This is a genomic window from Pseudarthrobacter sp. GQ63 (assembly GCF_059758765.1).
Map to the genome: position 1 here is coordinate 36,634 of NZ_JCAXEF010000001.1, position 25,492 is coordinate 62,125.

20 protein-coding genes and 3 pseudogenes are annotated in these 25,492 nt (G+C 57.5%); 8 read left to right on the top strand and 15 right to left on the bottom strand.

The features are described 5' to 3' along the window. Positions 1 to 8: 8 nt before the first annotated feature. Both AC6CHP_RS00220 and AC6CHP_RS00225 read right to left on the bottom strand, forming a co-directional pair. Entirely contained in the window at positions 9 to 827 is an 819-nt protein-coding gene (locus tag AC6CHP_RS00220; RefSeq protein WP_498227652.1) for a CPBP family intramembrane glutamic endopeptidase, read from the bottom strand. Next, positions 827 to 2,023 (bottom strand): alpha/beta fold hydrolase, encoded by a 1,197-nt coding sequence (locus tag AC6CHP_RS00225; protein ID WP_498227654.1) that lies wholly within the window; start codon positions 2,021 to 2,023, stop codon positions 827 to 829. The genes AC6CHP_RS00220 and AC6CHP_RS00225 overlap by 1 nt, the downstream gene beginning before the upstream one ends. Positions 2,024 to 2,309: 286 nt before the next feature. Here AC6CHP_RS00225 and galU point away from each other — a divergent pair, with 286 nt between their 5' ends. Next, positions 2,310 to 3,200: a UTP--glucose-1-phosphate uridylyltransferase GalU gene (gene galU / locus AC6CHP_RS00230; RefSeq protein ID WP_400512202.1), complete on the top strand. Its 891-nt coding sequence runs from the start codon at positions 2,310 to 2,312 to the stop codon at positions 3,198 to 3,200. A gap of 17 nt (positions 3,201 to 3,217) precedes the next feature. Here the strand turns inward: galU and AC6CHP_RS00235 are convergent, their stop codons facing one another. The 7 genes from AC6CHP_RS00235 to gmd form a co-directional block, all read right to left on the bottom strand. Continuing rightward, positions 3,218 to 3,664, bottom strand: a complete 447-nt coding sequence (locus tag AC6CHP_RS00235; RefSeq protein ID WP_498227656.1) for a VanZ family protein — start codon at positions 3,662 to 3,664, stop codon at positions 3,218 to 3,220. Between the two features lie 284 nt (positions 3,665 to 3,948). After that, entirely contained in the window at positions 3,949 to 4,554 is a 606-nt protein-coding gene (locus tag AC6CHP_RS00240; RefSeq protein WP_251423010.1) for an LPXTG cell wall anchor domain-containing protein, read from the bottom strand. 182 nt (positions 4,555 to 4,736) lie between these two features. Beyond that, entirely contained in the window at positions 4,737 to 6,608 is a 1,872-nt protein-coding gene (locus AC6CHP_RS00245) for a DUF4012 domain-containing protein (RefSeq protein ID WP_498227657.1), read from the bottom strand. A 2-nt stretch (positions 6,609 to 6,610) separates the two neighbouring features. After that, positions 6,611 to 7,924, bottom strand: a complete 1,314-nt coding sequence (locus tag AC6CHP_RS00250) for a UDP-glucose dehydrogenase family protein (protein ID WP_498227659.1) — start codon at positions 7,922 to 7,924, stop codon at positions 6,611 to 6,613. A 46-nt stretch (positions 7,925 to 7,970) separates the two neighbouring features. After that, positions 7,971 to 9,407, bottom strand: coding sequence for a sugar transferase (locus tag AC6CHP_RS00255; RefSeq protein ID WP_498228288.1), 1,437 nt, complete (start codon positions 9,405 to 9,407; stop codon positions 7,971 to 7,973). Positions 9,408 to 9,454: 47 nt separating this feature from the next. After that, positions 9,455 to 10,429 (bottom strand): GDP-L-fucose synthase family protein, encoded by a 975-nt coding sequence (locus AC6CHP_RS00260; RefSeq protein WP_498227660.1) that lies wholly within the window; start codon positions 10,427 to 10,429, stop codon positions 9,455 to 9,457. Then, positions 10,429 to 11,457, bottom strand: a complete 1,029-nt coding sequence (gene gmd, locus AC6CHP_RS00265; RefSeq protein WP_498227662.1) for a GDP-mannose 4,6-dehydratase — start codon at positions 11,455 to 11,457, stop codon at positions 10,429 to 10,431. Before gmd ends, AC6CHP_RS00260 begins: the two co-directional genes overlap by 1 nt. Positions 11,458 to 11,900: 443 nt before the next feature. Here gmd and AC6CHP_RS00270 point away from each other — a divergent pair. The 6 genes and pseudogenes from AC6CHP_RS00270 to AC6CHP_RS00295 form a co-directional block, all read left to right on the top strand. Next, positions 11,901 to 12,209 (top strand): annotated as a pseudogene (locus AC6CHP_RS00270) (YveK family protein); the annotation flags it as partial. A gap of 336 nt (positions 12,210 to 12,545) precedes the next feature. Further along, a complete protein-coding gene (locus AC6CHP_RS00275) occupies positions 12,546 to 13,484 on the top strand; it encodes a CpsD/CapB family tyrosine-protein kinase (RefSeq protein WP_498228289.1) in 939 nt (312 codons plus the stop codon). Between the two features lie 35 nt (positions 13,485 to 13,519). Next, positions 13,520 to 14,299: a WecB/TagA/CpsF family glycosyltransferase gene (locus AC6CHP_RS00280; protein WP_498227664.1), complete on the top strand. Its 780-nt coding sequence runs from the start codon at positions 13,520 to 13,522 to the stop codon at positions 14,297 to 14,299. Positions 14,300 to 14,501: 202 nt separating this feature from the next. Then, entirely contained in the window at positions 14,502 to 15,365 is an 864-nt protein-coding gene (locus AC6CHP_RS00285) for a hypothetical protein (protein ID WP_498228290.1), read from the top strand. After that, complete coding sequence (locus AC6CHP_RS00290) at positions 15,362 to 16,525, top strand: glycosyltransferase family 4 protein (RefSeq protein WP_498227666.1); 1,164 nt, start codon at positions 15,362 to 15,364, stop codon at positions 16,523 to 16,525. The genes AC6CHP_RS00285 and AC6CHP_RS00290 overlap by 4 nt, the downstream gene beginning before the upstream one ends. 146 nt (positions 16,526 to 16,671) lie before the next feature. Further along, a complete protein-coding gene (locus AC6CHP_RS00295; RefSeq protein ID WP_498227667.1) occupies positions 16,672 to 18,159 on the top strand; it encodes an oligosaccharide flippase family protein in 1,488 nt (495 codons plus the stop codon). Positions 18,160 to 18,364: 205 nt separating this feature from the next. On the opposite strand, the pseudogene AC6CHP_RS00300 reads toward AC6CHP_RS00295, so the two are convergent. From AC6CHP_RS00300 to AC6CHP_RS00325, 6 genes and pseudogenes are all read right to left on the bottom strand, one after another. Continuing rightward, positions 18,365 to 18,580 (bottom strand): annotated as a pseudogene (locus AC6CHP_RS00300) (transposase); the annotation flags it as partial. Next, positions 18,577 to 18,801 carry a hypothetical protein gene (locus AC6CHP_RS00305; RefSeq protein WP_498227669.1) on the bottom strand — a complete coding sequence of 75 codons (225 nt, stop codon included), beginning with the start codon at positions 18,799 to 18,801 and terminating at the stop codon, positions 18,577 to 18,579. The gene AC6CHP_RS00305 and the pseudogene AC6CHP_RS00300, both read right to left, overlap by 4 nt. Positions 18,802 to 18,948: 147 nt before the next feature. Then, positions 18,949 to 19,104, bottom strand: a pseudogene (locus AC6CHP_RS00310) (ISL3 family transposase); the annotation flags it as partial. 282 nt (positions 19,105 to 19,386) lie between these two features. Beyond that, entirely contained in the window at positions 19,387 to 20,511 is a 1,125-nt protein-coding gene (locus tag AC6CHP_RS00315) for a glycosyltransferase family 4 protein (RefSeq protein ID WP_498227671.1), read from the bottom strand. A gap of 194 nt (positions 20,512 to 20,705) precedes the next feature. Then, positions 20,706 to 21,749 carry a glycosyltransferase gene (locus AC6CHP_RS00320; protein WP_498227673.1) on the bottom strand — a complete coding sequence of 348 codons (1,044 nt, stop codon included), beginning with the start codon at positions 21,747 to 21,749 and terminating at the stop codon, positions 20,706 to 20,708. 381 nt (positions 21,750 to 22,130) lie between these two features. Then, on the bottom strand, positions 22,131 to 22,292 hold the full coding sequence (locus AC6CHP_RS00325; protein WP_498227675.1) for a hypothetical protein: 162 nt from the start codon (positions 22,290 to 22,292) through the stop codon (positions 22,131 to 22,133). Between the two features lie 1,131 nt (positions 22,293 to 23,423). On the opposite strand from AC6CHP_RS00325, the gene AC6CHP_RS00330 reads away from it, so the two are divergent. After that, a complete protein-coding gene (locus AC6CHP_RS00330) occupies positions 23,424 to 24,878 on the top strand; it encodes an O-antigen ligase family protein (RefSeq protein ID WP_498227677.1) in 1,455 nt (484 codons plus the stop codon). The last annotated feature ends 614 nt before the right edge of the window (positions 24,879 to 25,492 follow it).

Sequence of the window (25,492 nt, forward strand, 5' to 3'; positions counted from 1 at the left end):
CGGCCCCCTCAGGCAGGCGCCGGCCTGGAGCGGACCGGGCGGGACGCGGTAGCCGCGGCAACAATCCCCAGCAGGACGATGACCGCGGCAATCTGCTGCCACTCGCCGTCGAACACGTCAAGCTTCGTGGATGCGGAGGCGTTGAAGGACGCGTGCAGTAGCCCCACGATCAGCAGGGAGTAGCCCGTCCTTAAGTACGCGAATCCCATGAGCAGGCGGAAGCACGGGGCGAAGAGGAACAGGACCGCCCAGGAGACGGCAACGTCGGTCCAGGGCGTGCCGCCGAAGCCCTTCTCGGCGAAGGCGAAGGGCAGATGGATGAGTGCGAACGGGATGGCGGTCAGCAGGGCAGCCATGACCGGTCCGTGCCGGTCCATGAGCCGGTGCTGCACCACGCCGGTCCAGGCGAGCTCCTCCCAGATATTGGCCAGCAGGGCGCCGATGATCACGGTGTTCAGCAGGTAGTTCCCTGCCAGGGGCGCCCAGCCGTCAGCCGGCGCGTGGAAGGTGCCCGTGAGCGTAGCGATGAGGGCCGTCAGAACGGGAAGGGCCAGAACCGCCACCACGTACCAGGCTGCGCCCACCCGCCAGCGGAACGCCCGGCGGAAAAGCTCACGGACCGCTGGCCGGCCGTCCGCGGCGCCCGTGACCAGGATGGCCGTGCCCAGCAGTATCAGCAGTTCGGCGAGGATTCCCGGCAGGATGTTGCCCAGCAGCAGGAGGGACAGGATCTGGGCGGCCCAGGACAGCGTGACGGCTATGGCCACGAAGGCTGCCACGGGATGCCGTTTGATGAGTGGCAGGGGACCAGCGGGCGACGGGGTCATCAGCCAGCCCCGGACAACGGGCGGATGTGGTTGACCATCTCGTCCATAAACACGCTCTGGTTGTCGGCGCTGCCCAGGCCGTGCCCGCCCTCAAGCCAGACCAGTTTCTTGTCCGGGGCCGTCAGGGCGTTGTGGTACTCCTCCACCAGGGAGGCCATGGCGTTGACGTCGTACCGGCCCACGAAGAAGTACACCGGCACCTGCAGTTCCGCTGCCTGTTCCTTGAAGTCCAGGCCTTCCAGCTGCGGGTACACCACGTTGAACGTTTCGATCAGCCCCCGCGTGTGGTTGATCTTGTCCATGTAGCCGTACTCGGGAACGAAGAACGGGATGAGGGGCACGATGACCGTGAACCGCGGGGTGCCCATGATTTCGTTGAGCACGTCCAGGAAGTCGACATAGGGGGCCACCACGTTGTCCCCGCGGTAGGGCGGCGGGCCGTTGCGGCGCAGGTCCTCCGCTCGCCCGGTGTCGCCCTGCTCTTCGAGATGCTGCAGGGCCAGCTCGTAGCCCATGCGGTCGTTCTGGGTGGTGTTCACCATCTGGCCGCTGCTGACGAACGCGTGGTACAGCTCCGGGTGTTCCTGGACGAGCCAGATGCCGATGATGCTGGACCAGGACACCCCGTAGATGAAGACTTTCTGCTGCCCGAACCGTTCCCGGAGCAGGTTGGTGAGGGCCACGGCGTCAGCCACGTACTGTTCCTTGTCCAGCTCGCTGAAGGGTACGGCGCCGTAGGATTTTCCGGTGCCCGGCTCGTCCCAGCTGACCACCGTGAAGTGGTCCTCGAGCGGCCGGAACTCCATGGAATTGAAGAACCCGCCACCGCCAGGGCCGCCCATGCCCAGGTTGAGCAGCACGGGGTTGGAGGTGTCGCTGCCCCGGACCATGATCCACTGCCCGCTGCCGTTCAGCTCCACTTTTTCGACGCTCGCGATGCTGCCGGGCAGGGGGCGGCCGTCCGCGCCGGTGATGGGCGCCGTCGTCGTGAATACCTGCGAGGCAAGGACGGCAGCGGCGGCGATGAGCACCAGGACCCCCAGGCCGGCCGGCTGGGCGTAGGGCTGCCGGCGGCGGACCACCAGCCAGGCCACCGCAGCCAGCGCCACCAGCAGCAGGGGCAGCCAGGCCAGGGCCGGAACCCCCGTGGTAAGGGGCAGCAGCACCACCGGCAGGAGCAGGACGGAAGCGGCCACCAGCGCGAGGGCTGTCTTCCAGCCAACTGCCCGACGGCGCCGCGATGGGACTGGCGCTTCCGTGGCGGTGGCGCCGTGGGCTGGCAGAGTCCGGTGGGAGTTCATGGCATAGGGAGAGGTCGCTCGGGGAAGGATGGCCGGGGATGGAGCGGTGGAACCGGTGGGTCTTCTTCGAGGATCCGCCCAACGGCGGCCGGCTTCTAGGGCTGAAGGTCCCGCTGTTCCAGGCGCTGATTTTCTGGGACGAAAATTGCCTTTGCCTGCCGCTGATTTGTAAGGTTCAGCTATGACAACGGGGAAAGCAATAACCAAAGCCGTCATTCCTGCTGCCGGATTGGGGACTCGCTTCCTGCCCGCCACCAAGGCAATGCCGAAGGAAATGTTGCCGGTGGTAGACCGGCCGGCCATCCAGTACGTGGTGGAGGAAGCGGTGAAGTCCGGCCTGACGGACCTGCTGATGATCACGGGGCGGAACAAGCGGTCCCTGGAGGACCACTTTGACCGCGAGCCGGGCCTGGAGCGTGCGCTGGAGCTCAAGGGGGACAAGGACAAGCTGGAGTCCGTGCAGTACGCCTCGGAGCTGGGTCCCATCCACTATGTCCGCCAGGGCGAGGCCAAGGGTTTGGGCCACGCGGTGCTGTGCGCGGCCCAGCACGTGGGGGATGAGCCGTTTGCTGTGCTGCTGGGTGATGACCTCATTGATGAGGCTGAGGACCTGCTGACCACCATGATGGAGGTGCAGCAGAAGACCGGCGGTTCGGTGATCGCCCTGATCGAGGTGGATCCGGCGCAGATCAGCGCGTACGGCTGCGCGGACATCACCGCTGTGGACGGTGAGGATTATGTCCGGGTGAACAGCCTGGTGGAGAAGCCTGCGGTGGGGGATGCGCCGTCCAACCTGGCCGTGATCGGCCGGTACGTGCTGCACCCGGCCGTATTCGGGATCCTGGAGGAGACCGAGCCGGGCCGCGGCAATGAGATCCAGCTGACGGATGCGCTGCAGACCCTGGCTGCCGGGGAGGGTGAAGGTTCCGGCGTATACGGTGTGGTGTTCAAGGGCCGCCGCTTCGACACCGGGGACAAGCTCAGCTACCTCAAGGCCGTCATCACCCTCGCGTCTGAGCGGGTGGAGTTCGGCGAGGACCTGAAGACCTGGATGAAGGGCTTCGTGAACTAAGCGACGCTATAGACCGCTTACAGGTCCGCTGCCGGAAGGCGGCGGGCCTGTAGTTGTTTAAGGGCTGTAGCGGCCAGGAGGGCGCCGATGACAGCGCCTGACGTGTTTGTCACGAGGTCCAGCGGGCTTGGAAAACGGTTGTGGAGAAACAGCAGCTGTCCCAGTTCCATGCAGCAGGAAATGAGGAATCCGAATGCGCCGATTTTCCACGAGGGCCAGCTGGGAAAAGCCAGCGAGCTTACTAGTCCAACGGGGACAAAAAGCGCCACGTTGGCGGATGCTTCCACGAACCTGTAATTGAACCACGCCGGCATGCCGTGGCGGTGAAGGAATTTCAGGACGGCTGCGAGCTGGCCTTGTACCGGCTGGTCCACGGGGCTCGGCCAGAAGGCGATAATCGCCAGGGGGACCAGCATGGCGAGGAGGACCAGGCGCCACAGCCGATAGTTCACGAGCTGCTTCACGTGGCCTTCAGGAGGTCCACAGAAGGGCTAACGCTGCGGTGCCCAGGGCGGCAACCGCCAGCAGCGCCAGAAGAATGTAGGGGAGCACCTGGGGGCCGGGGAGGGGAATCGAGAAGTCGTACTGCCGTGGTGCTTTTCGCCAATGTCTCCCCATAGCTCATATTGATACCACAGCCCGGCCGCCCGATTGGCGGCTCAGGGTGTTGAGACGTTAAAACGAAGAAGGTGGGTGTTCTCCGTTTCCGGAGTACACCCACCTTCTTCGGTGGTTATAGGTGGTGCTGTTATGCAGCTACCTCAGCCTTGGCGCGGCGGCGAACAACCACTACAGAGGTTGCGCCGGCAGCCAGTGCGCCTGCGCCCACCAAGGTCCACAGGACCAGGCCGGAGTCAGCGCCGGTGTTGGCAAGGCCTGCACCGCCGGTGCTGGCCAGGGGAGCGCCGCCGGCGTTGCCACCGGTGTTGGCCAGGGAAGCTGCCACGGTGACCGTGACGGGCCCGACGACGACGCCGGACTGGGTGCCTTCAGCGGTCAGGCTGTAGGTGCCTGCTTCGCTGATGGAGATCGGGAGGGCGAAGGCGCCCTGGGCGTCTGCGGTGGCGCTGAGTTCCTGCGGTGCCAGGAACACAGGGATCTTGGTGGCTACTGAACGGCTACCAGCGATGTTGGCACCGCTTGCTGCCGGCGGCTGGCCGGGCGTTACGCGGATGATGAGCGGTTCGCCGGCAAGGAAGCCCTGGCCGCGGAACACGAAGCTTTCGCCCGGGCCAACAACGCCGTCAGAAACAGCGGCCTGCGGCGGGAGAGCCGGGTATTCGGCTGCTACGGCCGGTGAGCCAATAAGGGCGAGTGAGCCAGCGAGTGCTAGTGCTGCGAGTGTTTTCTTCATGAGTGTCCCCCCGGAGACGTTTAAGTTTTTGGTGTACCCGATTTTGAGGAAATTTTCCTCTCCACACGAGACCTATGCGGAACTACGGATAATGATCCCAAGAGAGACGCTACCATCTGCTCCTGTTTGTGAGCAATGTCAATCCAGTCGGTTTACATAGTGTTAACGCCCAGGCCACTCTTCTAGCCACACGCAACGGTTTCTGTGGGCAGCGTCACGTCTTTTACATCTTGCACAGTCGGCGTGACAACTACGTTAGGTTCTGTGTGCTGGACAATCTTGCCGAAGGTGAAATCGACGGTTTTGCTCTCACCAGGTGCTAGCCGAATGGCAAGCACCCCTACAGGTCTGTTGCCATGGAAGTAGGGAGCAAACTCGGTTTTCTGCCCGTCCAGCTTTGCTGTCTCTACATGGGCCTGGGCGGGTCCGTACGCCACGATATTCGTTTGTACCGATCCTGGCGGGACACCGAAGACACCATCCCCCGTCACATACGGCGGCAAGGATGTTGCTGCGTCGACTGGTGCAGTGTTCGTACCGGTGACACGTACGGTTGTTCCCTCATACCCGTCTTTAGGGCACTCTTTGATGAGCTGGACTGTCCTCTTGACGTAGTAGTCCATCTTGGCACCCGTGCCGTCGTTGAAGTAAACACCGAACTGTGCGGCTGGAACGCTCGGTCCAGCAATAGAACCGCTCAATGGATAGTTGCGGATTATCGACTGTTCTTCGTCCACTGCGGACCAAAGGGACGTTCGTCCTTCGGCTACCGCTCGTGAAATGCCCGCGACAAGCTTTTGTGGATCGCTTTGCTGATTTGAGAGGGCCCCAAAAATTTCTTGGGCAACGCCTGCAAAGTAAGCATCTTGAAGCCTCGGTTCTTCGATTCTTCCGTAAACGTCCGACAGGAGGGTAGGGACCACATTCTGGCCGTTTAGTTCACTTGGCAGTCCGAGACTTATCATTTGCTGAAGCTCCGGTTTGCTGAGGAGTACCGGGCCGGTGGCATCCAAGATGTAACCCAGCGCAACAGGGTCGACGGAGACGACCCCATCAACCCGTTGTCCTGTTTTTCGCTCCCACATCGTCGCGGCCGTGCTGGCGGCGGTAGGAAAATCAGGCGTGAGGTTTACGTCTTGCATGAACTTACCCAAGCGCCTCGAGTAGATCTGTTGCTGAACTTCATCCAGAGGAATGACAGGGTTCATGGTACCTATCTCGCCTGCGCTACTTTGTGCTCCTAGCGAGAACTTCCCGTTATCAAGTTCAAGAATGGCCAGTGCTCCTGGAATGCCGCCCGAAGCTCGAGCCTCAGCATTATTCTGTACCATTAACAGGTAATTTCTTGGGGCTTTAACCCCCATCATCTTGGGCAAAAGACGCGATGCATCGGCCGATGCATCAAGTGCCCCTGTCGCCTCTCGTAACTGGTCTCTGGCCTCCACGAGTGGCGTGGCAAGCTGAGGCCAGAGGCTGCTGGCATCAATCTCGTCGAGTCTTTCGGAGGAAGCACGAACAGCATGAGCGGCTGAAGTAACCGATGGAGAAGCGGCTACTAACGGTTGTAAGTTTGCACCCTCGCCGCTGGGGACCAACGCGTTCCAGTCCAGGGAGCTATACACCCTTACAAGTGGAGCTAGACCTAAATTGACAACGTCGTCTGCCGATTGGGCTACCTCTGAGACTGCAGCAAAATTGTGTCCGATCCCCGGAACAGTTGACGCTAGGGTCCAAAGGGGATCTTCAGCAGACTGCTTGGCTGCTGCTGTATGGGCACGCAACTGATCCACCGTCGACACAGCACTTTCAGTATTTTGGGTGGTTACTCCCTTTTTCAAAGGAACGATCAATGTGCTGGCGGCGTTGAGTTCGTCCCTTATTGTCGCCGCCTTGGTGGCCAACCAGGCTGCCGCGGCGAAGGCAATGAGGACGATGGCTGCACTCACCGCCAGCAAAATGAACCGCCGATTTTGCCGGCGAGCAGGCTCCACGGCTGATGTGGTCCTGGAAGTTTGTTCATCCGGGCTCTGAGAGGCGATGCGCGAACTTTCCATGCTCAGGGCCTTCCAAGACCTCGGTATGCCCAGCCGGCTGCCCGCCACTTCGCCGCATCAAGTACGTTTCGGCCGTCAAGAATCCGGGTAGAAGAGACCATGCCAGCCACTTCATAGGGGTCGAGGTCTCGGTACTGCTGCCATTCGGTCAGTAGGAGAAGGGCGTCCGCCGACTCAAGTGCGATGCTGCAGTCAGCTTCGTAATGAAGCTCGGGAAAACGGCGGGAGGCATTAGACAATGCTTTAGGGTCAGTGACAGTCACGACAGCACCTTGGAGTTGCAATTGGGCAGCAATGCTCAAGGCCGGTGAATCACGAACGTCGTCACTTTCGGGTTTAAACGCTGCGCCTAGTACGGTAATTCTCTTGCCCAGCAAGGAGCCTCCGCACAAATCGCGAGTCAGTTCCACTACCCGGGTGCGCCGCCGCATGTTGATTGCGTCGACTTCACGGAGGAAGGTAAGAGCTTGATCAGCGCCAAGTTCACCCGCTCTAGCCATAAACGCCCGAATGTCCTTTGGCAGGCATCCACCACCGAACCCTATTCCTGCGTTCAAGAACTTTCGTCCTATCCGATCGTCCATTCCGATGGCGTCCGCTAGTTGTGTGACGTCGGCCCCTGCAGCTTCACAAAGTTCCGCCATGGCGTTGATGAACGAAATCTTCGTTGCGAGAAAGGAATTTGCTGCAGTCTTTACCAGTTCGGCCGTGGGATGGTCCGTGACCAAGCGCGGTGTTCCGGCCGATAACGGCATCCTGTAGACCTCGTCGAGGACGCTGACAGCGATGTGCTCCTCTGAACCCGTGCGCACGCCATAAACGAATCGATCGGGTTGGAGGGTGTCAGCAACAGCGTGCCCTTCCCTGAGGAACTCTGGATTCCAGACCAGATGCGCGGAGGGTTGGCTGCTCTCTAGGACATCCGCCAGCCTCGCTGCTGTACCCACAGGAACCGTTGATTTCCCCACAATTACATCGTCTGACATAACGTGAGGCATCAGCGCCAGCATCGCCGCATCGACAAACGTCAGGTCGGCTCCGTTTTCACCTTTTTTCTGAGGCGTCCCAACACAAATGAAATGTACTGCGCTGCCGGTGACGGCCGAGATGTCGGTAGTGAACTTCAGCCTCCCCGTTTCCTGCACTTCCCGGAGCAGCTCCTCAAGACCTGGCTCATAGAAGGGCGCCTTTGCGGCGGACAGTTCAGCGATTTTGCGTTGGTCGATATCGACGCCTACGACTTCATGGCCGAGCTTAGCCATGCATGCCGCATGAACGGCTCCTAGATATCCGCAACCGATTACAGATATTTTCATAACTACTTTTCCTTCCCCGAAAGGGCGGCGTCCGTGCAAAGCGCGGTCAGTAAGCTCCCGAGCCGCGGAAAACGGCACGGAAAGTTTTGATAAGAATCAGGAGATCTCCGGCCAAGGACCAGTTTTCTACGTAGTACAGGTCCAGCCTCACCGAGTCCTGCCACGACAGGTTCGAACGACCGCTGACCTGCCACAATCCAGTGAGCCCTGGTTTAACGAGCAGCCTGCGACGCACGTCCTGCTCGTATGCCGCCACTTCGGAGGGAAGCGGGGGCCGCGGGCCGACAAGACTCATGGATCCTAAAAGAATGTTGAAGAGTTGAGGTAACTCGTCCAAACTGAACTTTCGCAGATACCGACCGATGGGAGTGATCCTTGGATCATTTCTCATTTTGAACAGTAAACCGCTGCCCTCATTCTGGTTTTCAAGAGCGGCGAGTCTTAGCTCCGCGTCTACAACCATTGAACGGAACTTGAACATCTGGAACGGCTTGCCCTCGATGCCTACTCGGTGCTGCCGGAACAATATTGGTCCCTTGCTACCCGACTTGATGAGCAGGGCGATGATTGACATAACCGGCAGGGAGAGAACTATAAGGAGACTTGAAACAACAACATCAAACAGTCGCTTTGCTACTCTCTGTCCCCCTTCAAGAGTAGGGGTGGTGACGTGGATGAGTGGAAGCCCGGCAACCTGTTGAGTGTGGATACGAGGACCTGCAATGTCGGTCAGCGCTGGTGCCATGATTAGCCCGACGTTCCGGGCTGCCAATTCCCACCCCAAGTGGCGGAGTGTTTGGGGATGGAGCTGAACGCCAGCGGAAACGGCGACAGCGTCCGCATTACAGGCTTCGATGGCAGAAACAATTGAATGTGCATCAGGTTTGGTACCGAGGAGCGGGAGTCCTGACTCTGGTTCGACTACGGATCCATTCACGTTGCCAGGGGTGTAGACGGCAACGGGCAGATACCCGGCGTGTTTTTCTGCGTCGAGAGAACGAGCGAGGTGTGCGACCGCGCTTGGACCGCCGAGGAGGAGGAGACGAGACATACTCTGACCGAGTTGCCGGTTTACGCTCAAATGCTGTCGGATGAGCCAACGTGCTAAAAGTAGGCCTAACAAGCCAGCCGGAAGGGCAACTCCAACGTAGCCTCGTGCTGTATCAACACGTAGGACATAGGAAACAATGGCAATCAGTCCAAATAGCCACAAGGACGCCGCGGCAACTCTCTTGTATTCGTCGGGCCCCGAGCCCAGTATGCGGCTTTGCCTGCTGTTCCAAGCGCCGAGCATTAGCCACCAGGAGACAGCGAGGGTTACGGAGAGCCAGACGTAGTTGAACTCCTGGCTGGAGCCTACAGATCCAGCTTCGAAGCCGAAGCGAATAATGTAGGCTCCAGCCACGGCCCAAGTCACCACGAAGGCGTCAACCACCCGCAACTGGCGGGAAGACTTCGTCCGCCAGTCGCTGCTTGAACTCACTATATTCCCCCACTTCAGTGCCACTACCGACAGTAGTCCCCCATTGGCTAACTGCGAATGTCTGCGAGGTTAGACCGGTACCAGTCAACAGTTGAGCGAATTCCTGCTTCAAGCCCAATTGTTGATGTCCAGCCTGCTTCCGCCAGCTTCGAAACATCAAGGAGCTTGCGGGGCGTTCCGTCAGGCTTGGAAGAATCCCAAGCGATTTCGCCCTGATATTCAACGGCCGCGGCTACAAGCTTGGCCAGTTCCATGATGGTTACGTCTGAACCCGTTCCCACATTAACCTGAGATGCTCCGTCGTAGTTCTCAAGGAGGTGTAAGCACGCCGACGCCATGTCGTCCACATGAAGAAACTCACGCCTGGGCGAGCCTGAACCCCAGTTTGTTACAACTGGAGTGCCAGCACGAGCGGCTTCGTCGTAGCGCCGGATTAGAGCGGGTAAGACGTGTGATCCTTCTATTGAGAAATTGTCACCCGGACCATACAGGTTAGTGGGCATGGCAGAGATCCACGGCAGACCATATTGTCGGCGAATCGCCTGTATCTGCATTATTCCGGCAATTTTCGCGATGGCGTACGCATCATTGGTGGGTTCCAAATGTCCAGTCAGCAGGGAGTCCTCCCGTATGGGCTGCTCCGCGAACTTAGGATAAATGCACGATGAGCCGAGGAAAAGGAGCCGATCGACACCGTACTCTCTAGCCGCGTCAAGAACGTTGACTTGAATTCTAAGGTTTTCACTTAAAAAGTCGACAGGATAGGTGTTGTTGGCAAGGATGCCCCCAACCTTGGCAGCGGCAAGAACCACATATCGGGGCCTCGTGTCAGCGAAGAAGGCAAACACAGCATCCCGGTCTTTGAGATCAAGCTCTGAAGATGTACGACCGACGAGGTCAGAAAATCCTTCCTGCTCTAATTTGCGCCAGATCGCCGAGCCCACCAGGCCACGATGCCCCGCTACGTAGAAAGTAGACGAGCGGTCAAGCTTTCCTGGTACAAAACTCAAGCTGTCCGCCACTAGCTCTTCCAGCTCTCTAGAGACACTTTGTCAATCCAATGGTTACCTGCATGCTTAAGCGCTTCTATGTCGGCATCCACCATGATCCGAGCAAGCTCTGGCGTGTGAACTGAAGCTTTCCATCCCAGTTTCTCTTGCGCCTTTGAGGCGTCGCCAACGAGCGCATCCACTTCTGTCGGCCGAAGGTAACGCTCGTCGAAACGCACGTGATCCTCCCAGTTCAAGCCCGCATGGTCAAAGGAAATCTGAAGGAAATCACGGACGGTGTAGTTCCCCCCCGTAGCCAACACGAAATCGTCAGGTTCGTCTGCCTGAAGCATTCGCCACATACCCTCAACATATTCGGCGGCATAGCCCCAGTCACGAACTGCGTCGAGGTTACCCATATACAGAAGATCCTGTTTTCCAGCCTTGATGGCAGCAACGGCGCGAGTGATCTTACGAGTAACAAATGTTTCACCACGTCGCGGAGATTCATGGTTAAACAGGATGCCGTTCACGGCAAACATCCCGTACGCTTCGCGGTAGTTCTTTGTGATCCAGTAGCTATATACCTTTGCTGCACCGTACGGCGACCGTGGGTAGAACGGCGTTTCTTCATTCTGTGGGGGAGGTGTGGCACCAAACATTTCCGATGACGATGCCTGGTAAAACTTCGTTTCAATCCCAGACATGCGTACTGCCTCGAGCAATCGGATTGTGCCGACGCCCGTCGTGTCACCCGTGTGCTCCGGCTCGTCGAAAGAGACACGTACATGGGACTGTGCGGCTAGGTTGTACACCTCGTCGGGTTTTATATCCGCGAGCAGAGTGACAAGGCGTGCGCCGTCCGACAAATCTCCGTAGTGTAGGAACAGTTTGGCTTTAGGATCGTGAGGATCGACATACAGGTGGTCCACACGTGCTGTGTTGAAAGTTGAAGCCCGACGGATAAGCCCGTGTACCTCGTAGCCCTTGTTCAGCAATAGCTCGGCTAGGTACGAGCCGTCTTGGCCTGTGATGCCAGTGATTAGTGCGCGTTTAGTCATGATGCCCCCACGATGCTGGTGATACTGCGCCCACGGGCGCTTAAATGGCTCGGCTGAATACCGACCTCATCATAATGGGCCGCCGCGTAAGTAGCTAAACAGACCGCCCTACTGCGGGCGCGAACGGTCCTTGAAGATAATTTGTGAAGCGGCTGTGGGGTTCAGCATGGGTGACCGAGCTCGGCTGGAACCCAAAGCCTTGGGTTCCAAGTTGGTGGATACCGACAATTTCTTTGTTAGCAGACGGCGTCAAGACGGAAGGCTGCGTCTTGACATGCGGCCGCTTACCTCGATTCTTCACCTCTGGGCTTATTTCATCACCGGAGTTTGCTCGCAGGCGAACTGGCGAGCGCAGCTCTGCCTCATCTAGGTAAGGCGGATTACGACGGCGGTCGAGCCTTCGACGGGGACGGCTATAATTACCGGGACGCACGAAAGTTGCCGTGCTGAGCACGACGGTCCCGGCAACGCCAAAAACTTACAGGGGGACTCCGGTTTTGGATTTACGCGACTACCTGCGCATTTTGCGACGCAACTGGCTATTGATAGTTGCCGCAACGCTGGCCGGTATCCTAGCCGGAGGCGTGCTTTCCGTCCTGACAAAGCCGACATATAAAGCTGACACTGAGCTCTTTGTAGCTACTCAGAGTTCGGGGTCGGTCCAAGAACTTCAGCAGGGTAATACTTTTACTCAGGCAAGAGTCCGGTCCTACGTGAAGACGGTTGAGTCACCTATGGTGCTTCAACCTGTTATAGACTCCCTCGGGCTCTCGACGACTCCCGCTCAATTATCCCGGGTAGTGACGGCGAGCAGCGACATAGATACGGTCCTAATCAACATCACTGTCGAGGACGGTTCGCCGGTTCGGGCGGCAGCAATGGCGGAGGCGGTAGCTACCAGCCTGATTGGTGCGGTCGATTCCCTTGAGAGGCCTAGGACAGGCGGGACATCCCCGGTGAGTCTTTCAATCATCAAGCCGGCAGTCGCGCCAGATGCACCTTCTGGTCCGAATACGCGTCTAAATTTGCTCCTCGGCCTGGTCGTTGGACTGGCGTTGGGTATCGGCCTCTCAGTTCTCAGGACACTCATGGATACTCGCATCCGGGGCGAGGCCGACGTGCGCAATATCACGGAGGCACCTTTGCTGGGCGGCATTTCGTTCGACGCTGAGGCGACCAAAAGGCCTCTGTTAACTCAAGTTGCACCCCAGAGCCCAAGAGCGGAGTCCTTTCGCCAACTGCGCACAAATCTTCAATTCGCGAATGTGTCGGGACACGCGAAGACTGTATTGGTTACTTCGTCCTTGCCTGGCGAAGGGAAAAGCACTACTGCCACGAATCTAGCTATAGCTCTGGCTCAGGCGGGTGAGTCCGTTTGTCTGATCGATGCAGATCTTCGCCGCCCTATGGTGGGCGACTACTTGGGAATCGACGCTAGCGCAGGTCTCACCACTGCTCTAGTGGGTGTCGCCGACGTAAACGATCTATTGCAGCCCTGGGGCGAAGACAACCTGTTTGTTTTAGCCTCAGGTCAGATTCCGCCAAATCCAAGTGAGCTTCTAGGCTCGATCGAGATGAAGCAGCTCATCCTGCGGCTTGAACAAGCATTCGACACCATCATCATCGACGCTCCACCGCTTCTCCCAGTAACGGACGCTGCGGTACTCTCGCAACACGTAGGCGGCGTGGTTCTAGTGGTTGGGACACAGAAGCTCAAGAATCAAGATCTGATCAAGTCAATTTCAGCGCTGCAACTGGTCGGCTCAAATCTATTGGGAGTTGTTCTCAACAGGCTTCCGGCGAAAGGGCCTGACGCGTATTCCTACTCCTACGACGGCCATGACGTGACGCTGTCGAACCATGAGACTTCATCGGCGGGCGATAGGCTTAGCCGCCGTAAGGCTTGGAGTAACGAGAATGGTGGGTGGAAGGTGCACAGAGCCGGCTCAATCGGCGCTGAGCTGCTACGAGATGAGGGTCCCCGACCTGCCACAAAGTATCCGGCCGACCGATTGTATGAAAGATGAATCAGCGCCCTATCCCCGAGTCGCAGGAAAATAAGATGAAACATACGTCGGCTGTGGCTGAAGGGTTTTTCGAAAGACAATCACTTGGGACTATCGACGTAGTTTCGACAAGTCCTACTGAGGCAGCCTCGGAGCTTTGTTATGTAGCACTCCAGAGTATGCCTAGACACGTGCATCTAGTGAACGCCTACACTCTCGCCCTGGCAAGTCAATCCGATGCCTATCGAGAGTGCCTCCAGCCGCCTGCCGTAAATCTTCCTGACGGAAAACCGCTGACGTGGGCTTCGAAGCTTTTCGGGCAGAAACCCCTTATTCGGCAGATACGCGGCCCGCAACTATTTCTTGATACGTTCGACGTTGGACAGTCTGTTGGTGTTAAGCACTTTCTACTGGGATCGACCGAAGAAGTGCTCTCTAAGCTGCGGCATAATCTACTGATGCAATTTCCTGACGCCGAAATTGTTGGAGTGGAGAGTCCACCATTTCGACAACTCACCGCTAGTGAATATGCTGCTCAGGATGACAGAATTATCAGGTCCGGCGCCCATATTGTTTGGATTGGGTTAGGGACGCCCAAACAGGATTTTGAAGCTCGCCGACTTGCTGAAGCAACAGGACTGCTTGCAGTGGCAGTTGGAGCCGCATTTGATTTTGCTGCGGGCACGGTACGAGAGGCTCCCGCTTGGATGCGAAATGCCGGATTCGAGTGGTTATTCCGCCTAGCCAGTGAGCCTCGAAGACTATGGCGACGCTATCTATTTGGAAATGTTACTTTTCTCAAGACGGTTCTTAGAGCGCAATACGCGCGTCGTTGAACTAGGTGTACGCAGGTGCGGCCCTGCACATCCGAAATCTTGAAGATGGCTTTATTCTAAACGAGCAGGTTTGGTTTGGTGTTGAAGGCATCTGCGGTCGGCAGCAACTCGATTCCGAACGCAATAATCGACGTTCCTACGAATCTTAACATGGCATTGCTGGTCCGAGTCTAGGTGGCAAATTGTGAATCTGTATGTAATTATGGCTTGCCATAATAGGCGAGAATCTACTCTTCAGTGCATCCAACGCGCGCATGACGCAGCCCTAAAGGCTAATCTCAAAATGCGGATAACTCTTTATGATGACGGTAGCCATGACTCAACGGCTGAAGCCGTCTCTCTGCAATTTCCGGGCACCGAGATACTGACGGGAACTGGGTCAGAGTTCTGGGCCAGGAGCATGGCAATCGCGGAGGCCTCGGTCTTGAAAACCATTCGACGAGAATCTAAAGAGAACTCCTACATCGTGTGGTTAAATGATGACGTCCTACTTGATTTAGATGCATTTGAGCGGCTTCATGGTCTCTCTCTGGAATATCCTGAACACATATTGGTGGGCGCAATGAGAGATCCCCTTTCATCGGCGGTGACGTATTCGGGATTACGAAAGCGCGGTTTCCACCCTCTGAGTTTTGAACGGTGCCCTTTGTCCTCCGCTCCTGAGTCGGTAGAGATCTTTAATGGAAACTTAGTCTTGGTTCCGGCATCTGTTGCTGAATTGATTGGCGGTATCGATGGTGCATACTCGCATGCCTTGGCGGACATCGATTACGGTTTCCGGGCAAAATTTAAGTCTGTTGGTGCAAAACTTGCTCCCGGCTCTCTTGGAACTTGTGCTCGGAATCCTGTTCCCCCCTCACGTTCGATTGCGACGGAATGGAAGCACTTCGTGGGGCCGAAGGGAGCCGGCAATCCTAAGTCAATGATGAAGATCCTCCGATTGGCAGCACCGCGAAGCTGGATAGCCTACTATTTGGCGAGCTACGGCCTCTGGTGGGTACGCCGCGTTCGTAAGAGCGTCCTTGGCGTCTCCCCATATCTCCGTTCTAAGCGGCCGATTCAGTGAAGATCGCAGTCCTTGGCCCCTGCCGACCGCCGGAGTTTGTTGGCGACATAGCGGCGTCCGACGATGGCTTGCCGGAGGGGCTCGGTGGCACGCCGATCAACGATCTTGTTCGCGGCCTTCTGGACCTGGGGCACAACGTTCACCTGATAAGTGCTTCTCCTGACATTGCGTCCGTTTGGCGGGCAGAAGGACCTAAACTATCCATTTCCGTTGTCCCCTACAGGAAACGGGCGAAAGACCGTGCGTTCGATCTGTTTCGCGAAGAGCGGAATTTGATGTCACGTGAGCTCGCTTCGAGTGACGCCGAAGTCGTGAGCGCACATTGGTCCTATGAATTTGGTTGGGTGGGTGTAACTTCTCGAAAGCCATGCGTTCTCAGCGTCCACGACGCACCGTTGACGATTCTCCGGAACCTTCCGGATGCCTACCGCCTGTTCAGAACGCTAATGGCTTACCGGGTTCGGCTATCCGCTTCCTGCGTTACCGCTGTGTCGCCTTACCTTGCCAAAAGATGGCGATGGCAGATGTTGTTTCCAAAGACCATAAGAGTCATTCCGAACATGACTCCGCCTTTGCCGCAGGTAGATCCGCATCTCAGAAGAAGAAAGGCCGTGATCCTTGACATTGCCGACGGCAGCTCGCTGAAGAACGTGCGGAGGCTTATCGAGGCGTACGGCATTTTTGCTCGCGATGTGCCCGGGTACGAGTTACGACTCGTCGGGCCCGGTTTGGGAGAGAACGACGAAATGGCGAAGTGGGCTTCGAACCGAAATCTGTCCGACGGTGTTCTTTTTCTAGGTAAACAATCTCGTTCTCAGATAGCTCATCAATTAGCCGAGGCGTCCATATTTTGTCATCCCTCGCTAGAGGAGAGCCAACCAATGTGTCTTTTAGAGGCAATGGCGGCGGAAGTCCCTATCATTGGCGGTTATCGCGCGGGTGGAGTTCCGTGGACCTTAGATGGCGGCAATGCAGGGCTTCTCGTTGATGTTTCTCGCGCGCAGGCGATTGCGTCCGCGCTTCGCGATCTTCATGAAAACACTCCGCTCGCCAATCGTCTAGTGGCAAATGGACGGCGCTTGATAGCGGTTAGACACAGCAAAAGGAATGTGACGACGGCGTATGTGGAGGAGCTTTATAGGGCAGCGTTGCTGAACTGATGCGTCTTTGTGACGGATTTAATGTCGTTTTGCATTGTTTAGGTCGCGGCACATCAACACAGGGACTCCGCTCAGCCGATATTGAAGAGAAGGCCGCTTTTTGCTGCAGAAAAGATCGAGATGAAATTTGACTCAAGGGCCGTCCAGTGAGCCGATTTCGAAGTGTCTCTCGCGGTTTATCGTGGGCATTGACCGGTCAGATGATTATGAGCATTGGTCAATTGGTCTATGCAGCCTTGACGGCCAGGCTCTTCACGCCCACTGAATTTGGCGGGTTTGCGGCCGCTCTAAGTCTTATGGGCCTACTCTCCCTTCTTACGACAACAGGGCTGCCGTCGTTCGTGTTGAGGGAGTCTGAGCTGGGAGCCCGTGCAGTCTTGACGATTCGTCTGTGCGGCGTTCTAGGAGGAATACTGTCCGCAGTCGTGTTTCTTCTTCTGGTTCCAAGTTGGCTATTGGTGTTGCGCGCCCCAGAAGGTCATACTTATATTACCCTGCTGGCCGTCGGCCAAGCGGTAGCGCCCTCTGCGTCTATCGAGTCGGCATTGCTGCGCCGTGAATTGCAACCAAAGAAGGACGCCTTAGCACTACTTATCAGTTTCGTTGCAGCTAGTGGTTGCGGCGCGCTTATGGCTTTGTACTATAAGCAAAGCTGGACATTGGCCGTTGTAGTTGTTCTGCAGTCTCTCTTGCTGGCCTTCTTTTCGAGAGTATTTCAGACCCATAAACGCGTTCCTGGCAACCCAGTTTTCTATCGCACGATCATGGCTTTCACGCGGAAGATAGCGACTCAGAATACAGGATTTTTCCTTCTACAGCGAACACCTGAGTGGATCGTAAGCGCTTCCTTGGGAGCTAGCTCCTTGGGCCAATTCAGTAAAGGCGCTTCATTGGCGCAGATGCCTGCTTCTGCCCTTACTGCGGCACTCAATCGTGCCATGCAGCCATACTGGCGTCTCGTGACTCAGCCCAACATTGCTGATAGGGCCATGCATGACGCGGCCACCCTTTCAGCGGGAATTGCCTTTCCGATTTTCGGGATTGTTGCAGTGAATGCAGGGGCGCTCGTCGATCTGTGGCTTGGGGACGGGTGGGAACAAGCTGGAGCTCTTGCCACTCTTCTAACGATTGGTGCCGGCCTCGCCGTGCCGTTCGGGGGTCTGGCCAGTGGTCAAGAAATGCGAGGCAACTTCATTCACGTTCGACGCGCGCAGTGGTGCATGGCTGGTTCCCTGGTTATTCCGCTCTTTCTTTTAATTACAACCCATGCGCTCTGGTGGGCCGCTGCGGCCGTAACTATTTCTTCTTTCGTTGGCCTGTTCGTCATGGCTGTATCGTCAGCCGGTTCGCACAGCGGGCTCAGACTTAGGATGAGGAGTCGCCTCGTTCGACGGTTAGTATCTCTTGCATTGTGGTCCGCTGGCTTATCCAGTGTGGGGTTGCTTGCGGGACTTGAGGCGGCCAAGCTCGTTTCAACAGCGGGGCGACCTGCGGAGGCGACGTTGCAGATTTTTGTTGCCGGAACGGTGTCTGGACTTGTATGGCTATTGACATTCCGCTGGCACGAAACAAACCGTGTCCTCCGTAGGCGAGGCGTGCGGCTCCCACCCTGTGTTGGGGGACGCAGTGTCTGACAAACGACGTGGAGCGCGCCGGTCGGATCGTCGAGGGCGAACACTTCCTCGAGCCGGAGGGCGACCCGGCAGCTGTGGGTGTCACCTCAGCGCAGCAGGAGCATGCGGTGGGCCCAGGCCTTGTCGATTGCCCGGCCGCGGCGACCCCCTTGACCTGCTGGGAGAGGTTCTGCCTGGTCTCAGTCATTGCCTGGTTGGCCAGCGAGATGAGGTGGAAGTGATCGACGGCGACAGCGGTGCGGGGCAGCCACATCCGCAAGGCTTTGCGGAACGCCGCAGAGGGATCGATCGCCACGACCTGGCTGCGAGGCGCCACTGCAGGGGCCGGGCGAAGAGCTAGTCCCCGACGCCCTTGTGGTCTCGGCCGTCGACGACGCCAAGGACTTGATCGGTATCCAGGTCCACGATGGTTGTCATTCATGGCTCGAACCGTGTCCACACTTTCATGGCCAGGTCCTGGAAGTGGCGCACGGACCGGAACCGGTGTTCATCAATGCCCAGCATCCGCGGGCTGAGCTTGTCCACGTCGGGCAGCCGCAGCAGGCAGGCCCCGGTCACCGCCGCCCGGACCATCCACCAAGCCACGGCGAACCCGGCAGGTGTCTCCGAGACAGCCCTGCCGGAGCGGATGACCGGGTCCACGTGCTGGTCCCGCAGTCGACTGGTCGAGCGGGCACGGCGCGGCACTTGCGGCGTGGATTGGAAGAACGAAAGCCGGTCGCACGCTGACTCTTCGCAGTACCAGCGGTACTTGGACCAGAGCACATCCACCGGCCCGTCGACGGGGATATCACGGAGCCGTTGAAGCCGGCGTTCCTTCCGCTGGGATGCGATGACTCCGCAGCTTGGGCAGCCCGGCGGCTGGTCGGTTTCGATAATGACCTGCCGGCGGCCGGCAGTAATGGTGGTGGAGATGACGTGGTAGTCGGGCAGGTTGAAGAGGATGGTGGCAGCGTCGGCTGCGAGGCTCGTTCAAGGGCTCGTGGTCCTGTTCCAGGTTGAATGCTAGACACACTCATCCCAACAGGGCCGCCACACCCATCAAGGAGCCAGACCAGCCGGTCCAAGACTCCATAGGAAGAGCCGACATAGCATCACGAATTTTTGTACGCGAGGGAGGCCGCCGTGAGAAACCGCTAGGAGCGCGGACAAGTTTCAATTGCTGATGCGGTGCCCACTGTAGAGGGAACAATCTCGAAGTACCATCATATGGTTGATTGAGGATCGCTAATCCTTCAATTCCAGCGCAAGCTGAATTCCTTCAAAGAATCTAGAAACCATAGCCTCGATTGAATACTCGGCTCTCGAGTCGCGGCAGTGTTCCTGCATGACGGCCAATCGTCCCCTGTCCTTCAACAAGGTCACCAGCGCCTCGGCGTAGACTTTTTCATTGTCGGTTGTGATAAGACAGGTTCGTCCGTCAACTAAATATTCAAATTCGGGTCCGTGCCATGGCCACGTCGTCGTAACGATTGGTCGTGCGGCAGCGAAGCTATCTACAGCAACCAAGCCAACTCGGCCTGGCATGCAGATGACCTCTGAGGACGCTATAGCTAAGGCCTTTTCTCTCCCGAACCTTGGTCCTAAGTACCTTAACCAAGGTTCCTCTTTCGCCCGACGCTCAACGTAATCTCTTTGCGGCCCGCTGCCGATCACAAGCAGGCGGAAGTTTGCGTCTTTCTCATAAGCATGCCTTCCGGCCTCAAAAAGAAAGGGCAAACGTTTCGACTCGTCCAAACCTCCTATGAACACTGCCGTTGAACGGGTCAACTCGTATTCCCCGCGAAACTCTGCAATTTCTTGTTCCGAGATTTCGAGTAGTTGCTTCTGGAGCTCGCCCGTGTCGATGGAGTTCCTAACGACAGTGGTTCGTGCAGAGGGGAAGCCGGCCCCGACTACAGCGGCTCGGGAAGCCTCGGTGTAGCCAAAGAACCAGTCTGCCGAGTTTGTGAGACGATTCAACAGGGTGCGACTGAACCAAGAGGGGCTCAGAACGAAGTCTTTGCCGTGGCCCCACAGAGAGACCTTTTGGCTGCGCCGCGGCCAGAGTAAGAGCCGATAGGCATCTATGTTGCGCCTCGCTTGCTCCATGATGATTAGATCTGCGGATCGGATGACAGAGCGCGTGTCTCGGATAACGATCCTGCGTTTACCTAAGCGAAATTCACGTTGCCGAATTGGGGAAATAAAATCGGCGAGAACGCTGTCTTGTCGTTTGTCTTGCGTTGTGTTTGGGCGTCCCGCCGCGACTTCAATTCGAATTGAATGGGAGTCACCCAGAGCAATCAGGCGTTCAAAGAACGGGATCCTGTATTGCGGAACATATTCTTGGAGAATTACGACAGTCCTCATGTTCGAGTCCTTTTGTCCGTGTTGTATCGCCCTCCATCGCGGGAACGGCGGTCAATAATATCTGCACATCTACGCATGCGAGGCGGTCGGAAGATGCAAGTTGTCAGGGAGGCACGCTAGTCCCAAACTAGGTAAAGGAGTGCGAGCGGACGCCGCAGAGGCGTAAGCGGCCGGGGCTCAACGGTGTACCTTAGTTAGCTGACGCTAACGCTGGTATAGAGGTCGACATACTCGGTTACGCCACGGGCCGGCGATAAGTCGATAGGAAGCGGATCCCCCTTCGTCGCCTCAAAGTTGGGGTTCTGTTCAGCACTTTTCACAGCAACGTTCCACGCATCTTGGTCAATAGGGAGAACAGTTACGTTCGGGAAGTCACGTGCCCAGCGAAGGCCTGGTACGTCGTTCACGAGTGCAGGTAGTCCAGCCACGAGTGCCTCGGCTAAGGCAATCCCTAGACCTTCGTGTCGACTGGGGAGAAGAAACACAGATCCTTGAAGAAGACTGGCGAGAGGATCAGAAGTACCTCTGTGACGAAGTCTGCCCTCGTGTTCTAACGCGTTGAGGATGCTTATCTCCTCCTGCGTAGCACCTGCCTCATCCCCGTGGAAGTACAGGTCCAAACCTGAATTCCGAACTGCTCTTAAAGCGAGCACCTGGTTCTTAATGGGCGAGGAATTCCCGACAATAACTGCAGACGGTTTCCCCACTTTTAGGGTCCGGGCCGCCCCAGTTTGGAAGTATTTATCATCAACCCAGTTGAATATCACTCGCGCGTCTCGATTGTAGGAGCGCTCGTTTTCGCTTACCTCGGGGGACACGGCAATAAAATCGGCCACTACCCGGTCGGCGGCCACTCCTTGCAGGCGGCGGCTTAGCTTGGCTTTGCCAGTCGGTCGGAAGATGCTGTGGACTGTGCGCACGATCGGCGTTGCCGGTAGCGACCTTTTCGCCACCAACGCTGAGACCCCGAACGCTCCTTCTGTGTGGATGTGAACGACGTCAGGGCGATGTTTCCGCAGAAGGCTCGCCCAGGCCTTTGCCCCACTATAGGATTTGACAACTGGGATGATCTCAACACTATAGCCAGCTTGGGCGAGATATTGCGCGAACGGCTGGTCACTGCCTTGACCGACAATGACGGCTTCTACGCCTGCCGCTCGGAAGTGGGTAGCGGCGGACAGGAACATCCGCTCCATGCCACTTGGTCTCAGCGGCCCCATGAGATGAACGATTTTCATGGGGCCACGCTAGCACGGTGGCGATGGCATGAATGTCAGAAGTGTAACCATAGTGCTGGCGCCCTTTGGGGTTCCGTTGAATTTCATCTCGGAATTCCATACGACATACGAGCTTGTATTATTTAAGGAGTCAAATGCCCCTTCCCGAGAAGGACGGGCTTGCACCTCAAGTGGACACGTAGGGCGGTTGCCTGAGCGCATTTCCGTCCTGTCAGGAGAGCCGCGGTGCTATCCTCATTCGATATTCTTGCCACTTTGCTTTGTCCTCGAATTCAGCCCCTACTTTGGGAGTGCCGTCCCAACCCTCACGTCGCGGGTAGGTGCGGCGGAGTAATGCCCCCACGGAGAAGCATCTGATCTGACTCTCACCTAGGGCGTGTCTCATTTTTGGCGTAGCCAGATGACAACGGCGTAGAGGACGACGCCGGCTCGATAGGTCAGTGCGAGTTTGTTATAACGGGCGCGATGCCGCGCCATTGTTTGAAGAGACCGAAGGATCTCCACAGTGTTGTGGCCTTTGTAGGTCTCGGCGTCGAAGTTCACGGGGCGTCCGCCGCGTGAACCGCGGCGTTTGCGGTGTCCTATTTGGTCGAGGGTTCCGGGATGACGGCTTTGATGCCCCGTCCAGCAGTGCCCGGTCTGCCCTATACGAGTAAGCCTTGTCGCCCATGACGGATCCGGGCGGGTCCTGGCGCGGCCTCCGCCGAGGCGGGAAACCCTTACTGCCTCCATGACGACCGGAAACATGGGCGAATCGCCGCCCTGGCCGGGGCCGAGAATCATTGCATTGCCAATGGTCGGCCTTTGCCGTCGCAGGCGTGGTGGATCTTGGTGCTCAGCCCGCCGCGGGAGCGGCCGATGGCGTGATCCGGGGGTTCAGCAAACAGTTTCTTGTAATTCGGGAGTTCCCCTTGTGGTGCGGGGAAGTTACGTCCCGCGCTAGTGGGCTCGATTGATGGTCGAGCCCACAAAAACCGTCCAGTCGATCACTCCGGCGGCGTCCGCTTCGGCCAGACTCAAAGAAGCGCTGGGAATCGCGGCGATGTCCGTGTCCCAATCAAAAACAACCTACCTCGCCGTGAAATACCGTCGCATTCAGTCCCATGTAGGCGCCCCGCGCGCCGTGGTCGCACTCCCAATACACGCTGCTCGTAATCGTCTGGAACATGCTTCACGACGGAGTCGCTTACAACGAACTCGGCATCGATCATTACGACAAAACGAACCCCGAACGCGCCAGGAAACGCCTCCAACGCCGAATGGTCGCACTCGGATTCGAGTCGAATCTCACCCCACTTTCCGCAGGGAGCTCACCTCGTTTTCTTAGTAGGCAAACCCTAATGGTGATAGCCAAAGAGTGTCAGAAGTCCTAAAGGTTTCGTCGGCGTGGGGACCTGGTCCTGACAAATAGAGGGAAACGGACTGGTATATCGCTGCTGTCGCTGCAAGAGATTATTCGACCTGCCACTGAAATTATTCTTGGAACTTTCGACCTCGTACGAGCGGGCTGTGCGGATCGGTGCTGGGCGAGGTGGCGTACTCTCATTCGCCCACACGTGGACAACGCCGAAGCAATCACGAATAGGTCAATCGAGCCGGGCACATGCCACCGACCTGCCTCTTATTGATTGCAGGATAGACTCTACCGGCGCACCGAATCCGCATGGGGGAAGTATGACTACATCATTGCTGTTGGCCTTGGTTGCCTCGACAGGCCTTGTTTGGGGTCTAATAGCTATCCATTCATGGCCATCGTGGGATGCGAAGTATCAGGGGCGCCCGCTCCGGATCTTGCTCTGGGCCATGGCGCTTACCGCTGTTATGTCGAGCGTTCTCGCATCACAGGAGATGATTAGCGTATCTGCATTACTTAGCCTCGTTGCTGGCTTTGTATTCCCGGGCGTGCTGTTGGCCGGTATCGTTGGTGTCTGGGGAATTCGGGGACGTGCAGTCTACCCTTTCGTGCCGGTGGCCCTGCTCGTGTTCTCAGCGGTCATCGCCACGTCGGCCCTGATGAACGGTCAGATAGGCGAGGTCACGTGGGCCGTCGCCATGGGATTGCTTTACCTCCCCGGGCTGACCGTCGCGGTGTGGAGAACTAGTTCGACCCGCGAAGATCTTCGCCAAACCGTGAGGCGAATTAGCGTCGCCGTAGTTTGGATGAGCCTCGCTTACGCTCTTCTTGATCTTGCCCACGCTTTGGGCGACCTCCCGCGGCGGACGGTCATCTCGGGGGTCGAATTTCGGCTCGCCGGTGTCACTCCCCATCCCAACGGTCTCGCCTTCACAGCTGCAATAGCCTTTTTCTTAACCATCCGGGACGGGCGCCGACTCAGGTTGCTTAATGTGCTCGCGTGCCTTGCCATCCTGTTCCTTGCGGAGGCCAGGACACTCACCGTTGGCATGGCGGTCGCTGGCGCCAGCTACTGGATCGTGAGCGCGCGGAAGTCCCCGCTGGTTCGAGGGATTAACACAGCACTCTTTGGCGCCCCGCTCGTAATCTTCCTTTGGCCCACCATAGTGTCCTCATTTGATGATTCATCCCTCGCATCAGACGTGACAACGCTCAACTCCAGGACAGTCGTGTGGCATCTGGTTGCTACGAACTGGACCGCACATCCGGTGCTTGGTTGGGGTGCGTTTACCTTCGATAACGCGACGGGTTCTCCACTCTCCGTGCTCTTTTTCAACAACTCCCACAATCAGTTTCTCGAAGCCTTGATTGAGGGTGGAGCTATTGGTTTGTTGCTCATGGGCGGTGTTGCCCTCGCGCTGGCGTGGTCGCTGACAAGAACACGAGACGCCCCATACGTTGCAGTTACGGTGATGACACTGTTCTTCATGCTGACCGAAGTGCCCCTCACGTTGCACAACTACGGGTTCAATTATTCCGTCCTCTTGGGCGCCCTGCTGCTTGCAATCCTTGTCCCCGGCCCTATCCAGCGGTCCAGCCCTGAGGTCATATCTCCCGCAGAGTCAGCCTTAACCGTTAGCCGTTTTACGAGAATGAACACGCTGAATCCACAAGAGGAAACCCAAAATTTTAGGCATGGCGAAACTCTCGGTGTGCTCACTAAGTCCGCAACGTCTCAGATCGATACACATATAGAACGACGCGACCCTGTCTGACGGGTGCAGGTAGTGAATCATTGGACCACCGGAACATACTCAGGTTTCAGGCATCGGCTATGACTCCGGCTTGCTGGGGCTAAGGAAAGAGAGTCCATTGGCGTGGGCCTTACCGACCGAATACAGCACTGGGGGATGGATTTGCGCTCGATGCCAAGTCAGTTCAGGGATCTTGATGGAGCGCGCAGTGGGGGAGAGCTTCGACTAACAGTCCACTCCCCGCACGATCACCGACCTGTTCTGCAATTTCGCGTTTGTTGGCTGCCCTACCGCACTGGTCGGGTACATACGCCACGCTGGCTGCGTGCACCTGAGTCCAGGGCAGCACGAGCCCGATGCTTTAGCCGCGCTTACCGCCGAGGAGTACCTGAGAAACAGCAGGTTCCTCGCCGCCTACTACTCGGGCGCACCTCTCATTGAATGCGGCGCCGGCGCCGCAATGACAGCGAACATGTCGAAAATAGCGCTGCAAGGCGTGCCGGGTGTTTGTAGGCATGAGGTCCCGCGAACGACGTGCTCATAGGTCCGATACCAGCCCAGACGGAAAGACCGAATTTCGCATTACGCAGAATTGGGTGAGGAGCCGATTGCGGAATGAGGTTAGGAGTCACCTG

Bases quoted from the DNA above. Each gene is read 5' to 3' on its own strand.
- AC6CHP_RS00220 (WP_498227652.1), bottom strand. From the start codon at position 827: ATGACCCCGTCGCCCGCTGGTCCCCTGCCACTCATCAAACGGCATCCC.
- galU (WP_400512202.1), top strand. From the start codon at position 2,310: ATGACAACGGGGAAAGCAATAACCAAAGCCGTCATTCCTGCTGCCGGA.
- AC6CHP_RS00240 (WP_251423010.1), bottom strand. From the start codon at position 4,554: ATGAAGAAAACACTCGCAGCACTAGCACTCGCTGGCTCACTCGCCCTT.
- AC6CHP_RS00245 (WP_498227657.1), bottom strand. From the start codon at position 6,608: ATGGAAAGTTCGCGCATCGCCTCTCAGAGCCCGGATGAACAAACTTCC.
- AC6CHP_RS00250 (WP_498227659.1), bottom strand. From the start codon at position 7,924: ATGAAAATATCTGTAATCGGTTGCGGATATCTAGGAGCCGTTCATGCG.
- gmd (WP_498227662.1), bottom strand. From the start codon at position 11,457: ATGACTAAACGCGCACTAATCACTGGCATCACAGGCCAAGACGGCTCG.
- AC6CHP_RS00275 (WP_498228289.1), top strand. From the start codon at position 12,546: ATGGATACTCGCATCCGGGGCGAGGCCGACGTGCGCAATATCACGGAG.
- AC6CHP_RS00280 (WP_498227664.1), top strand. From the start codon at position 13,520: ATGAAACATACGTCGGCTGTGGCTGAAGGGTTTTTCGAAAGACAATCA.
- AC6CHP_RS00285 (WP_498228290.1), top strand. From the start codon at position 14,502: ATGGCTTGCCATAATAGGCGAGAATCTACTCTTCAGTGCATCCAACGC.
- AC6CHP_RS00315 (WP_498227671.1), bottom strand. From the start codon at position 20,511: ATGAGGACTGTCGTAATTCTCCAAGAATATGTTCCGCAATACAGGATC.
- AC6CHP_RS00320 (WP_498227673.1), bottom strand. From the start codon at position 21,749: ATGAAAATCGTTCATCTCATGGGGCCGCTGAGACCAAGTGGCATGGAG.
- AC6CHP_RS00330 (WP_498227677.1), top strand. From the start codon at position 23,424: ATGACTACATCATTGCTGTTGGCCTTGGTTGCCTCGACAGGCCTTGTT.